14 protein-coding genes are annotated in these 12,183 nt (G+C 54.4%); 12 read left to right on the top strand and 2 right to left on the bottom strand.

Going from position 1 to position 12,183, the window contains the following annotated elements; translation table 11 throughout:
• Positions 1-97: 97 nt before the first annotated feature.
• The 9 genes from ABVF61_RS05380 (at position 98) to ABVF61_RS05340 (ending at position 8,726) form a co-directional block, all read left to right on the top strand.
• Complete coding sequence (locus ABVF61_RS05380; RefSeq protein ID WP_353992490.1) at positions 98-583, top strand: hypothetical protein; 486 nt, start codon at positions 98-100, stop codon at positions 581-583.
• Between the two features lie 128 nt (positions 584-711).
• Positions 712-1,197 carry a hypothetical protein gene (locus tag ABVF61_RS05375; protein WP_353992489.1) on the top strand — a complete coding sequence of 162 codons (486 nt, stop codon included), beginning with the start codon at positions 712-714 and terminating at the stop codon, positions 1,195-1,197.
• Complete coding sequence (locus ABVF61_RS05370; RefSeq protein ID WP_353992488.1) at positions 1,194-3,488, top strand: hypothetical protein; 2,295 nt, start codon at positions 1,194-1,196, stop codon at positions 3,486-3,488. Before ABVF61_RS05375 ends, ABVF61_RS05370 begins: the two co-directional genes overlap by 4 nt.
• Before the next feature lie 360 nt (positions 3,489-3,848).
• Positions 3,849-5,561: a portal protein gene (locus ABVF61_RS05365; RefSeq protein ID WP_353992487.1), complete on the top strand. Its 1,713-nt coding sequence runs from the start codon at positions 3,849-3,851 to the stop codon at positions 5,559-5,561.
• On the top strand, positions 5,542-5,856 hold the full coding sequence (locus ABVF61_RS05360) for a Bbp19 family protein (RefSeq protein ID WP_353992486.1): 315 nt from the start codon (positions 5,542-5,544) through the stop codon (positions 5,854-5,856). The genes ABVF61_RS05365 and ABVF61_RS05360 overlap by 20 nt, the downstream gene beginning before the upstream one ends.
• Positions 5,856-6,755, top strand: coding sequence for a hypothetical protein (locus ABVF61_RS05355; protein WP_353992485.1), 900 nt, complete (start codon positions 5,856-5,858; stop codon positions 6,753-6,755). Before ABVF61_RS05360 ends, ABVF61_RS05355 begins: the two co-directional genes overlap by 1 nt.
• A gap of 45 nt (positions 6,756-6,800) precedes the next feature.
• A complete protein-coding gene (locus tag ABVF61_RS05350; protein WP_353992484.1) occupies positions 6,801-7,562 on the top strand; it encodes a hypothetical protein in 762 nt (253 codons plus the stop codon).
• 167 nt (positions 7,563-7,729) lie between these two features.
• A complete protein-coding gene (locus ABVF61_RS05345) occupies positions 7,730-8,284 on the top strand; it encodes a hypothetical protein (RefSeq protein WP_353992483.1) in 555 nt (184 codons plus the stop codon).
• 193 nt (positions 8,285-8,477) lie between these two features.
• On the top strand, positions 8,478-8,726 hold the full coding sequence (locus tag ABVF61_RS05340) for a hypothetical protein (RefSeq protein WP_353992482.1): 249 nt from the start codon (positions 8,478-8,480) through the stop codon (positions 8,724-8,726).
• Between the two features lie 323 nt (positions 8,727-9,049).
• On the opposite strand, the gene ABVF61_RS05335 is transcribed toward ABVF61_RS05340, so the two are convergent.
• Complete coding sequence (locus ABVF61_RS05335; RefSeq protein WP_353992481.1) at positions 9,050-9,364, bottom strand: hypothetical protein; 315 nt, start codon at positions 9,362-9,364, stop codon at positions 9,050-9,052.
• On the opposite strand from ABVF61_RS05335, the gene ABVF61_RS05330 reads away from it, so the two are divergent.
• Positions 9,363-9,527, top strand: a complete 165-nt coding sequence (locus ABVF61_RS05330; RefSeq protein ID WP_353992480.1) for a hypothetical protein — start codon at positions 9,363-9,365, stop codon at positions 9,525-9,527. The genes ABVF61_RS05335 and ABVF61_RS05330 overlap by 2 nt on opposite strands.
• A gap of 392 nt (positions 9,528-9,919) precedes the next feature.
• On the opposite strand, the gene ABVF61_RS05325 is transcribed toward ABVF61_RS05330, so the two are convergent.
• Positions 9,920-10,240, bottom strand: coding sequence for a hypothetical protein (locus tag ABVF61_RS05325; protein WP_353992479.1), 321 nt, complete (start codon positions 10,238-10,240; stop codon positions 9,920-9,922).
• Here ABVF61_RS05325 and ABVF61_RS05320 point away from each other — a divergent pair.
• Together ABVF61_RS05320 and ABVF61_RS05315 are read left to right on the top strand one after the other, a co-directional pair.
• Complete coding sequence (locus ABVF61_RS05320) at positions 10,239-11,159, top strand: glycoside hydrolase family 73 protein (RefSeq protein WP_353992478.1); 921 nt, start codon at positions 10,239-10,241, stop codon at positions 11,157-11,159. The two genes, ABVF61_RS05325 and ABVF61_RS05320, sit on opposite strands and share 2 nt — an antisense overlap.
• 205 nt (positions 11,160-11,364) lie before the next feature.
• Positions 11,365-11,907 (top strand): hypothetical protein, encoded by a 543-nt coding sequence (locus tag ABVF61_RS05315; RefSeq protein ID WP_353992477.1) that lies wholly within the window; start codon positions 11,365-11,367, stop codon positions 11,905-11,907.
• Positions 11,908-12,183: the final 276 nt, after the last annotated feature.

Raw genomic sequence — 12,183 nt, 5'->3', positions numbered from 1 at the left:
CAAGCTTGGAGCGCTTCTCGATTTCATGTGGCGTATCGAGACTTGAAGTTCAGAACAATTCATGAACATTTTTGCGTAGGATATTCGGAAGAGAGCAATGGCAGATTTTGAAGATATCACCGGTTGGCAGGATGAGTTGGAGGACTACTACGAGGAGTTTGGGCAGGAGGGGATCAATTATCTGTACCGGCACAGTCGAGGGATCCTGGAACAAATGGTCTCACTCACGCAAGTTCAGGACTATGCAGACCTGCTGATGAAGCACAAAGAAATCCGGGATGCGCTTTTAGTCGTGGCCGAGTGGGAAAAAGTGAAGCTTGCCCATGGCGGAATCGTCAAGGAGGGCGATCCTGCCCATGAGGATAGGCCCTCGCATATCTATCAACTTCTTTCCGATTTTTTTGAATGGTATTGCATGAAGACCGACTTCCCAGTCAGCAAGCATCAGGTCCACCGGTGGGGCGAAAATCTTGCCATTGGCGTCCTGACCGGAGAATTCACCTCAACCAAATCAGAGAAATTTGCCGACTTTGTGAAGGAAGAGAACGCGTATAATGCAGCCCTGGCGGAGAAATACAAATGACCAAGCCGATCGTTGTCGCACTGGATCACGCCAAGCTTGGAACGCTTCTCGATTTCATGTGGCGTATCGAGACTTGAAGTTCAGAACAATTCATGAACATTTTTGCTTAGGGTATTCGGAAGAGAGCAATGGCAGATTTTGAAGATATCACCGGTTGGCGGGAAGAGCTGGGAGACCACTTCGAAGAATTCGGACAGGAAGGGATCGACTATCTCTACCGGGACAGCATTGAGATTATGGAGCAGGAGATCTCCATCTCGCAAGTTCAGGACTATGCAGACCTGCTGATGAAGCACAAAGAAACCCGGGACGCGCTTTTAGTCGTGGCCGAGTGGAAAAAAGTGAAGCTTGCCCATGGCGGAATCGTCAAGGAGGACGATCCTGCCTACGAGGATAATCCCAAGCAGACCTATCAACTTCTTTCCGATTTTTTTGAATGGTATTGCATGAAGGTCGACTTCCCAGTCAGCAAGCATGAGGTCAACTGGTGGGGTGAAAATCTTGCCATTGGCGTCCTGACCGGAGAATTCACCTCAACCAAATCAGAGGAATTTGCCGACTTTGTGAAGGAAAGGAACGCGGAAAAGGCAGCCCTGGCGGAGAAATACAAATGACCAAGTCGATCGTTGTCGCACTGGATCACGCCAAGCTTGGAACGCTTCTCGATGCCACGGTTGAGCGCGGTTTGCCAGCGGAACAAAGAAAGAACAAACTCTTTGCCGTTCTCGACGCCGCACTGGCAACCAATGACAAGATCCTTTATGTGCCGGGTGTTGAGGATTCTGAACTCAAAAACAGCATTGCTGATGAGTTTTTTGATGATTTCCAATCCTGGATCAAGGAGAGAACCTACCAAAACCGGGTGCTTAAAGCAAAAAGCGTCAAGCGCGAGAAAGACAGGCAAAAATTTGACCCGGACAAAAAAAAGAATTCGGAAAGGGGTGGTAAGGAGCAGTGGGACATGGATGTCCGCCGCTTCATGTGGGAAAACCGGAAACACTATGACTTTGTCGTCATTTCAGCCGATAAGGACTTTTTGAAAAACACCTTCAATGCAGACACCGGTCTTGGCCGTCTCCAATTTGAACGCGTCAGTTTCAAATCACTGATGATTTCACTTCTGACGCACCCAGAAGTTGATCTCACGCGCAAACAACACGACCATATCGTCGAAAATGCCTCCCCAAATGGTGGCGGGTTCGGTCAATTCAGCAGTCTGGAAAAGCAGCAGCCGGACATTCCGGAAAGCTACGAAGCTGCGCTCAAGGTAAAGGAAGAAGCTCGGCAAACGAATGTCTTGGAGGATCGCAAAAAGCGCAAGACCAACAGAAAACGGGCTGCAAAAAGAGGCCGGAAGCTGTTCGATCTTGGTGCGCCGATCTTTATTACCGGTGCTGCTGCCTATGCGATGCACGATCTGATTACAAGAGAAGCGGAGGAAAGCGGACTTCCCTATCTGGAGGCTGCTCAATCGCTTGGGATCGAGTTTACGAGGGAACAGCTAAAGGACCTTGCGGCAGAAGCCGGTATCGACCTTGCCATAACCCTCACGCCGATCGGGCCGCTGAAGAAAGCCTGGGATGTTCTGGGCAATATCGACGACATCGTGTCGCTGATGCAGCTTTACGGTGCAGCCTATCCGGACAACGAGGTAATCCAGCAGATGGCGGCGCTCGCCGATGATGTGGCGGGCTCCGCAGCGCTGGCTGCCTATGTGGAAGGACGCGATGCCCTGACCGGGGCCGTTGGCGGCGCCATCGACTGGGTGTTCGGCAGTACGGAGAGCCAGGAAGAAGCCGCTGAAGCCATCGGCAAGGTGCGTGGTGCGATCCGCGATGGCGGCGAAGAGCTGGGTGAAGCGGTCGTCAATGGCATGACACCGGAGGAAATCGCCAAACTGCTGATCAGGCAAGCCGGAAGGAGCGCACCCGTGCCTCTGGCCGCGCCGGACCTCCGCAATCCGGACCTGTCGCCCGGGCGCGCCCCGGAAGGAGAAGCTCCGTTTGCCATTCAAGACCGGTTGCCCGGGTCGGTTGAGATCCTGCCGCCGTCCCTGTCGCCCGAGCCTCGTGCCGGGGCGGGCCAAGAGGCGCGGGCGCCGGTGGAGCGGGCCGCGGAGCCGGGTGAAGACCGGTTTGCGCGCAAGACCTCCTATGACACGTATCGCAAGCTGGGGCGCACGCCGGAAGAAGAGCAGGAGGCGCTTGAGCATTACGAGGACCTGCGCCGGGAAAGCTACATCGACACGGGCAACATTCACATGGCGGAGGTACTGGCGGGCGAGCTGTTCAAGCTGAGATGGGACCGCTCGGCCTTTGCCACCGACGACGGCACGGTGATGAAGTACCCGGTTGAGAAGGCCTATATCGACCCTGAGAAGGACGGTCACGGCTATGTGCGTGCGGATGTGGAAGCCTTGCTGGCGTCAGAAGGGATCCGTGCGCGCAAATGGTATCTGGAGCCGAACGGCAAGACGGAGAGGGACCTGGCCTGGGGGAGCATGGACCGGGACGGCTATGGCCCGCGCATGACGCTGAGCTATGACGATGAAGCGGGCAAGCGGCATGTGCTGACGGAGGCTTTCCAGGCGCATGTGAACGGTGCACGTCAACGCCAGCAGGCAGCGCGGGAGAAGGCCGACCGGGAACTGGCCAAGGCCTATGGCCTGGAGTGGCCGGACACCAGTGGTCTGAACCCGTTCGAGGCGGCCAGAAAACAGCTTATGCACGCGGCCAGGCTGCCAAACCCCGACCAGCTGACGGCCGGCAACAGGGCAAACGAGCAGGACCATCAACCGATGCCGAAGCCCAAGCCAGAGCCGCATCGGGTGTTGCCGACCAAGCCCTTGCCGGATGTTCAGCCGATCCCGCGTCAAAAGCCGCGGTTGAACCCATTACACGATTGACAGGCTCAGCCTTCAATCGACCGGCAGCACTCTTAAGACGCAGACATGCGCAAGCGACCCGACAACGGGATTCCGCCACGTGCACCACCGGTCTCCTCTCAAAAAACATCATCAGCGAGGTAATGACATGTGCCTATTCGGAGGCGGCTCCAAGCAGCCCGCCGAGCCTGAACCGACGCCGCCGCCGCCGCGGGAACCGAACCCGCAGCGGCAGGCGAAAAACCTGCAGGAAAACAATCGCCGGCGCCGCGCGGCGGCTTACAACACGCGGGCAACGACCCATACCAGTCCTCTGGGGGTTTCCGATTTCGGGAGCGCGTCGCGGCCGGCTGTCACACTTTTGGGACGGGCTTGAAAACAATGGGTATCGCAGACGATCTGAAGCAGGAGCTTCAAGTCGCGAAATCCGAACGCCACTGGTATGAGACCGACTGGCAGGATTATGTGACATATACGGCGCCCGACATGGAGCGGGCGTTCAACCGGCCGGGGGGCATCATTGCTCCCGACGGCATGAGCGTGTTCCGGCGTTCCGCGGCCCGCGAGCGCTCGCGCAAGCTCTATGACCCGACGGCGGTCTGGCTGCTCGACAGGCTGGCCTCCGGGGTCGGTTCGCTGACCATGCCGGAGGGCTTCAACTGGCATGGCGTCGGGTTCGGGGACCCGTTTTCGCCGCCGCCAAGCCAGGAGGATGAAGAATTCTTCGAACTGGTGCGCGACCATCTGTTCCGCGTGCGCTATTCGGGGCGATCAGGGTTTGCGCTTGCGAACCGGTCGCGGCTTCTGTCGACCGTCAAGCTCGGCACCGGGGTTTTGTTTCCGATCGAAAACGAGACAAATCTGGCCGATATCCGCACGCCGGTCCATTACCGGTACGTACCGCTTTATGAAATCTATCTGCTGGTCGATGCCCAGGGGAACGATTGCGGCTTTTTCCGCGTGCGAACGCTGAAGGCCTGGCAGGCGGTCAAGGAGTATGACGGCAAGGTCTCTCAACGGGTGAAAGATGATGCTGAGGATCCCAAACGCAAGTCGGCGGAATACCGGTTCATCCACGCCTGTTTCATGCGTGAGGGCGGATTTGATGAGGCGGCCGACATTCGCAAGTCGCGCTATGAAAGCATCCATTTTGAGGAAGAGAGCAATCACATCTGCCGGCGGGGCGGGTATTTCGAATATCCGCTGGTGATCAGCCGATGGGACCGGGACGGGCTGTCGCCCTACGGCTCGCCCCCGCAGGCCAAACTGATGAGCGATATCAAGAGCCTGCAAAGCCTTGCCCGCGATGGCCTGATCGCAAGTTCCCAGGCGGTACGGCCGCCGATCGCGACCCATCGCCAGGAACGGCAGCTCGATCTCAATCCGGGCCGGACGAACCCGGGCCTGATCGACGAACAGGGCAGGCCGCTGTTCCGGCCGATGCTGGAGACAGTCAACCCGGGTGCGGCAGATGCCCAGATCGAGAATATTCGCGAGAAACTGCGCGTCGGACTTTACGGCGATCTGTGGCAGACGCTGCTGGAAGGAAACGGGCGCACGGCGACCGAGGTCAACATCCGGCGCAAGGAAATGGCCGATATGATCGGTCCGTTCTCAACCAACATCCTATCCGGGAACGATGCGCTGTTCGAGCGTGAAGTCGGCATTCTCGGACGCCGCGGCGCTTTTGCACCCGGCTCGCCGCTGGAACCGCCGCCAAGTGTTCTGGAGGCCGACGTCACGCTGACGTCGACCGCGCCGATCGACCAGATGCGCGAGGCGGGCCATTTCGAGGCGATCATGGGTTTCCAGGAGTATCTGGGCATTGCGGCACAGGCCGATCCCGCCATTGCGGATCTTCACGACCGGGAAGAGGAATACGACCTGACCCGGCGCTCGCTCGGTCTGCCGGCCAAACTGAAACGGCGGCCGGAAGAGGTGGAGGCGCTGCGCCAGAAACGCACCGAGGAGGCTGCACAGCAGCAGCAGCTTGCCGCCGGGGAGAGCATGGCGAAGATGGCCAGGGATGGTGCGCCAATGCTGAAAACCCTGAGCGAAAGCGAAGGAGGACTCGATGCTTTGGCGCTGCCTTAGACGGATCGCGCGGCGGCGCGAAGACAGAGCAGTTGCAATCGAGCGGGCCTATCGGTCCGTTTTTTTGTGTCCCGAGGGAGAGACGGTGCTGGCAGATCTTGGCGCGGAATGCGGGATCTACCAGGCCGCGCCCGCAGAGCTGTCGCCACGTGAAAGCGGCTATCTGGACGGCCGCAAGGCGCTTTATGCGCGGATACTGTCGATGATCCGCATTTCGCCTGAAGAACACGCCGCGCTGCAGGAAGCTGCGCGCCTGGAAACCCTGCCTGAATTCGGACCCGAGGAGGACCTTTGATGAGTGATTTTTCCGAAACCGCTGGAACCGGCACGATTGCGGCGCCTGAAGACAGCCTGATGGACGCTCATGTGCCGGAGAGCGGGTTCCTGTCCGGCCTTAGCGAGGAGCATCAGGCTCTGGCTGCGCAAAACGGATGGAGCGATGCGGCGGGTGTGTTCGACGGTTACAAGGCGCTTCATGGCGAACTAATGGGGTCGGTCCAGGTGCCCGGCAGCGAAGCCAGCGATGACGAGCGGGCGGAATTTTATGCCGAAGTCTCAAAAAGCTGGACGCCGAAGAACGGATACCGGTTTTCCATGCCGGAGAACCTGCCGGAAAACTTCCCCTATGATCAGGCCTTTGCCCAGGAGGCGGGTGGCTGGTTCGAAGAGGCGGGCCTTCACCCGGAAGCAGCTCAGAAACTCCACGACAGGTGGGTCGGCAAGATGGCTGAGCACTATGCCTCCCACGAGGAGGCCGCCGGCAGCGAGGCAGCAGCCCGCCAACAGGCAGCGGAAAGCGCCCACCGGGATCTGGTGCGCGATTACGGCCCCCCGGAGAGCGACGGTTATCAGAACGCCGTCGCCCGCGCCGACCGGGCACTGACGGGTCTGAAGGCGGCCGGGATCGACCTGACGGACTGGTTCGCCGACAAGGGCGCCCTGTCACGGTCCGACCGGGGCGGCCTTCAGCAGGTTGTCGATCCGGTGGCGGTGAAACTACTCACCTTCATTCACGACAGCGCCTTTGCCGAAGACAGTCTCGCAGGGCTTGGCGACGCGCCAGGCGGTGCCAATCCGTTCGACAACAACAGCATCGATCTCAAGCAGCAGTCCGAGCTTCTGGACCGCAATCCGGCACGCGCCCGGCAGATGATCCTGGCCGCAGGACGAGATCCGAAGATGTTCCGAGTTTAGGGAAATAGAAGCGAAAGAACACTTATTTACCAACGGAGACTTGTATTGGATACATATTGGAAAAAACGTCTCAACGAGAACTTTGTCGGGTCAAGGATAGACGGCGCATTTGACAGAGCTGATCGGGAGGCATTGCAAAATAGGAACGAAATCGACGACCGAAGACTGGAACCAGCAGAAAAGCTATCCAGGGTCATGGAGGCGGATATCGCGCAGAAGCAGCGAGACCGTGATATCGCCCAAATCAAAGACTATTTCTATGAATATTATGGATTTGATGGTTTTCACAATGATGGGATCATGGAAGAAATAGAAAATTTCGGTAAAAAGAGTAGAAAGCATAGACAGGCAAGAAGTGTACTTGAGTCGGCCTTGGGGCTGAATCAGTTCCGTAGCGAAAACGAACATGGTGGAGCTTTGGTTAGCGCCGCGGGCGGCGGAGCTGACCTCGCCCATAATTATGTCTTGCATATCAACGCCAATGAAGTTTCTCTGAATCTTGCGCGAGAGTTTTTAGGACTGAAACAAGAGCCTGTTCGGGGATCAAGCCGGCAATTTCCAGATGAGTCTCGACTTGAAAGCCGATTGCCGGAAGCACCGCGTTCAAAACCACAGACTGTCGTTCCAAGACCAAAACCTAAGGCTAAAAATGACCTGGAAAATTCAGATGCGGGCGGGATTTTAAACCCTTTCAATCTGAGAAGTCCTGACCTTAGGCAGCAAGCAAGGATCCTCGAACTGAGCCCGATGCGGGCACGTCAGCTTATCAAAGCTGCGGGTCGTGACCCGGGCCTCTTTGGGCTTTAGCCGAGCAGAAGGGCCTGCGATGGGAAGGAGATGCCCTCGCGCATTTGCCGGTGAGGCAATTTGTTGGGGTCTCGACGAAGACACAGCCAGTGCAATTTTGGGTTGCTTTCAAAGCTAGTGTGTGGAACATTTGGTGAACATAGTTGCCTTACTCGAAATGAGCTGAGATGAAAAATCCCAATCTTGTAAAAATCGCGTTGGTCTTGTCCGCTTTGTGGATCGGCACAGGTGCAGCCGCTCAGAGCATCGAGCAGGCAAAGTCCTATTGTCCAACGCACGAAGAATGGGCTTCTACGCTCAAAGGTGACACAAAACAGTTGTTCTGGTTGTTTGCGATGCGTGCATTCACGACCCTGACTATGGATCGAATTGCTGACGAAACCGATCCTGAGTTGGTCGACGACGAATACGAGCGACTTTTATGGCTTGTTGGCATTCACTCTTTCCGGGATGTCGAGCAAGATTGGGAGTTGAGGAAACGCATTTTGCGGCTGCAGGATGAACCGGGAGTGACAGACCATTATAACGAGGCTGTCCTGGAAGAAATAGAATTGTGTATCTCTGGAGGCACAAAGGCAGATTGTGCAGAAATGGCATTTGACAAAGGTTATATTCCCGGTTTGGAAGATGTGGTTCGACAAGAAACAATTTCTAAATATTTCGACAATTTTCGAGTGTTTTGCGAATTACCACCGGACAGTGGCCAGGGAGACGTGAATTAGGCAATCATATCAGGTCGGAAAAGACAGAGTTTTACAGCAAGGCGGTTGAGCTTGGTATATAGTCGCTGTCAGCTCGAAAACCGATCGCTGAAAAGGTCGGCTCGCCGTCTAATTGGCTTTGAATTTTGAACCGGTGAAACGAAACGATCCAAGTCTTCCACATAAGCCTTTAGTGATCTCCCGGACCGGTCCGATGTACAATCAGGGGCGGCCTTCAACAAGTGTCGATCTGGTGGTGGTGAAGCTGCTCACATTCATTCACGACAGCGCCTTTGCCGAAGACAGTCTCTCAGGGCTCGGTGATGCGCCAGGCGGCGCCAATCCGTTCGACAACAACAGCATCGATCTCAAGCAGCAGTCGGAGCTTCTGGACCGCAATCCGGCACGCGCCCGGCAGATGATCCTGGCCGCAGGACGGGATCCGAAGATGTTCCGGGTTTAGTCGTCGCATATGATGTAACTTTCGGGACCTCTGAAGTGGTTCCAAACGGCGGGGTCGCGGCACACCTCGTTTCGCTCTTGATCCTGCACAATGTACCCCTTGAGTGTTCCCTGTCCGCAGGTGACGTAGTGTTGTGCCGCTGCAGTCGATATTGACGCACCAACGATCAAACCAATCAGAAATTTAAGCAAGGCAGCACCTATGAGAATCGAATTGAACGACAAAGAACTGCATGAACTTGTTTTTGCAGTTCGTGACACTTCGGGTTTTTCGACGGATGTTTGAAAAATTGGAACCTGAACCCCAACGGCGCATTCCGGCTACTACCGCGCGCACTGTTCAGTGACGACTTCGTCCATGAATAAGAAGTCTTTGTCTGGATCGATGCCGTCAATACCCCAGGCAGCATACATGATGCCATTTTCCTCTGGGGAGCAGTAGAAGCTTAAGCCACCGGCGCCAAACGAAATAATTCCCTCACATATTATGCCTTCACCATCGCGGACTTTCGTGAAACTGGGGCGGTCACTGTCATTGTGAAAGAAAAGCACGAGTGTGTTGTCTTTATTTGCGTAGAGCAAATTTTTGCACTCTTTCTCCTCTGCGAATGAACCGGAAATCAGGAATAATGATGCCATGAAAAACAAAGATGCAGACAGTATCTTTCTGGATGAAGTCGACATTGATTACATTACTCGTGTTGTTCAAACCGAAGTCGGCGCAAATTGGAAAGGGGACGTTCTCAAAACTGGAGTTGCAGCGATTGTCGATACGATCCTAAATCGTGTCGCTTACGACTGACCCTTTCCGGGGTCTGTTTCAGGCGTTGTGAATCAAAAAGATGCGTTCACGAAAATAAACGGGCCAAAATCCTATTGCAACTCTAAACTGAAAGAAAGAGTTTCACTCAACCCATACGGTAGTTTTCAGAACGCACCCAAAGCAGGTGCCCAAATTGATCGACTGGTCCGCCAAACGATTGCCGAGCGTGCAGCCGGTGGTGAAAGCACTGCGGGCCCCAGCCTTCACTATGCAAACCCGCACCCGGCGTATAGCGGCGACAATGCAAGAGGGCCAGACGGTTGGGTCTGGAAGATCGCGCAAGATCCTTATTTGGTAACAGGAAGCGGGAAATATCATTCCCATGTTCACGGGTTTGAGTGATTTCCTTGATGCACCGAAGTTTTGAACTTTCACTCACATCTAGGGATAAGCCAGGGGGCTTTGTCCAGCGTTTCCGACGAGTTCCAAAATGCCAAATTACCGGTCTCGTCGACTTTCGCATGTATTGAATAAACGCTTACAGGCGTGTCGTCGGTCCATTTTTCCAGGCATTCATACTCTATGCCCTCTTTTCTTTGGCAAAACGCGCGATGATATGCACGATTTATCATGAGAACATCTTCGAAAAGCGTAAATGTGTAAGGAACAAGCTCGTCCGGGCAGAAGTAAGATTGCGAAAATGCCGGATTTGCCGAAGTAAATCCTAAAAAGAAAAGGATAAATTTTTTCATGTCATCTCATGTAAACGAATTCTCAAGGCGGGTCTATATTGCTGCACGCAATTTTGGATTGCAGGATCCGCAGGCGCGGCTTGCAGCGGCCCAAGCTTCGCTGGAGACGTTGTACGGCCAGTCTGTCAAAGGGAACAACTATTTCGGCATTAAGGCGAGATATTCCTGGAAAGGCGATGTTCAGAGTTTCCAAACCTGGGAAGAAATCGGTGGCAAGCGCGTCAATAAGACTGATCGATTTCGAAAATACGACAGTATTGAAGACAGTCTTGCGGATTGGGTGGAGACTGTGTCAACCCGTTGGCCTGAAGCGATGTCGGCGCGAACATTCGCTGATGCTGCGGAAGGTTTGCGATATGGGAAACCTGGTGGATACGCGACGGATAGGAAATGCGGTCAGAAGCTAGCCTATATCGAGCGACGCATCGGCGAACAGTATTCTCCTCCCTCTGATGCCCTCTTGCGCTTCAAGGAAGAAACAGAAAACAGCGCGTTACTTCAAGACATTCTTTCCGGAAATCAGACACCAACTGGAACGCCTTCGATTTTTGATATCCATCGAATGGGCTTACTCAATGTCGAGGCAACTCCCGTGCCGCTTCGGAAGCCAGGCTATAGATCCCATCGGAATGAGGTTAGTGTTAGCGCCAACGAGACAGTGGAAATAACCCGCGCCCTCCCAGGGGCAAGCCCGAATTTGGGGGCGCGCAAAATCACATGGGCAACGTTGCCTTTCCAGTCCGTGCTAAACCACGTTCTAAACCAGAGAGGGTTGTGCCCACTCGCAAACCGTCAGGTCCTCGAGAACAGGGCCGAACCGGCAAGTCCGGCGGACTTAGTCCGTTTGATCTGGACAGGACTGATCTCGACCAGCAAGCGCAGCTTATCAAAGAAAACCCCATCCGGGCCAGGCAGTTGATCCTGGCTGCTGGCAGAGATCCGAAACTCTTTGGATTTGCGTAAAAGCAGTCGTCGGTCAAAACCGACTTGTTCGTCCGTTCACAAGAGAATTGTTCAAACACTGCGAGACGGCCCAAACACAAGGCAATCAATTTTTGGTTGTGCTTTCTGAATACATGTGAGAACATACAGGGAACAGTATTGGGATGTTGCATTGAGGAACCATGACGAAAAAGTCGGCGATTACAGGTTGTCTTGTTCTGGTGTTGTTGACGAGCGTTGCGACAGGCGTTCAGGGCTCTGACGAAGACAAGTTCAACCCATGTCCCAGCGATCAGGAGTGGAGTTCCACTCTTGATCCGCAAATCAAACCTTCGTTATGGTTTTATGTCGATAGAGTGTACACGAAAGCAATTAGCGAATCCGGTGAGGGAGATAATTTACTTGAGGATGATAAATTTCTAAGGTTTATTTTTGACTTTAGTATTCATACTTACCAGAAAGAAGAATATTCGGACTATATACGGGACATTTACTTTGGCTTGATATCGAAGCCCGCAATCAAAGAACACTATAGTCAAGAAGCACTTTCTGAAATGTCGGAGTGTATTTCAGGGAGCGCCGAACTGGATTGCGCGGCCGTGGCCTATCGAAATGGATACATTCCCAGTCTGGAAACCACTACGAAACACGATTCAGTGTCGAAGGCCGTAACCGCATTTCGTGACTGGTGTGAAGAGACCACATTGAATTTGCGAGATGAATAAAAAACAGAACTAAAGGCTGTGCATGAAATTATTTTCGACGCGAGAGTACAATCCATTTCCCGGAAATACTTTGTGATAAGGAATTATCTGCTGTTTGCTCAGGCGCGGTTCGCTAAGCTTCTGGGCCTGAGCTTGCTGAGTGCACGTCAGCTTATCAAAGCTGCGGGTCGTGACCCGGGCCTTTTCGGGCTCTAGTCGAGCAGAAGGGCCTGCGATGGGAAGGAGATGCCCTCGAGCATTTGCTGGCGAGGCAATTTGTTGGGCGTTGACGAAGAC

The sequence above is a fragment of the Roseibium sp. HPY-6 genome, assembly GCF_040530035.1.
In the GTDB taxonomy this organism is placed as follows: Bacteria; Pseudomonadota; Alphaproteobacteria; order Rhizobiales; family Stappiaceae; genus Roseibium.
The sequence above is the reverse complement of the archived record's forward strand: the minus strand, read 5'-3'. Positions and strand labels throughout refer to the sequence as shown.

Bases quoted from the DNA above. Each gene is read 5' to 3' on its own strand.
- ABVF61_RS05380 (WP_353992490.1), top strand. From the start codon at position 98: ATGGCAGATTTTGAAGATATCACCGGTTGGCAGGATGAGTTGGAGGAC.
- ABVF61_RS05375 (WP_353992489.1), top strand. From the start codon at position 712: ATGGCAGATTTTGAAGATATCACCGGTTGGCGGGAAGAGCTGGGAGAC.
- ABVF61_RS05370 (WP_353992488.1), top strand. From the start codon at position 1,194: ATGACCAAGTCGATCGTTGTCGCACTGGATCACGCCAAGCTTGGAACG.
- ABVF61_RS05365 (WP_353992487.1), top strand. From the start codon at position 3,849: ATGGGTATCGCAGACGATCTGAAGCAGGAGCTTCAAGTCGCGAAATCC.
- ABVF61_RS05360 (WP_353992486.1), top strand. From the start codon at position 5,542: ATGCTTTGGCGCTGCCTTAGACGGATCGCGCGGCGGCGCGAAGACAGA.
- ABVF61_RS05355 (WP_353992485.1), top strand. From the start codon at position 5,856: ATGAGTGATTTTTCCGAAACCGCTGGAACCGGCACGATTGCGGCGCCT.
- ABVF61_RS05345 (WP_353992483.1), top strand. From the start codon at position 7,730: ATGAAAAATCCCAATCTTGTAAAAATCGCGTTGGTCTTGTCCGCTTTG.
- ABVF61_RS05340 (WP_353992482.1), top strand. From the start codon at position 8,478: ATGTACAATCAGGGGCGGCCTTCAACAAGTGTCGATCTGGTGGTGGTG.
- ABVF61_RS05330 (WP_353992480.1), top strand. From the start codon at position 9,363: ATGAAAAACAAAGATGCAGACAGTATCTTTCTGGATGAAGTCGACATT.
- ABVF61_RS05335 (WP_353992481.1), bottom strand. From the start codon at position 9,364: ATGGCATCATTATTCCTGATTTCCGGTTCATTCGCAGAGGAGAAAGAG.
- ABVF61_RS05320 (WP_353992478.1), top strand. From the start codon at position 10,239: ATGTCATCTCATGTAAACGAATTCTCAAGGCGGGTCTATATTGCTGCA.
- ABVF61_RS05325 (WP_353992479.1), bottom strand. From the start codon at position 10,240: ATGAAAAAATTTATCCTTTTCTTTTTAGGATTTACTTCGGCAAATCCG.
- ABVF61_RS05315 (WP_353992477.1), top strand. From the start codon at position 11,365: ATGACGAAAAAGTCGGCGATTACAGGTTGTCTTGTTCTGGTGTTGTTG.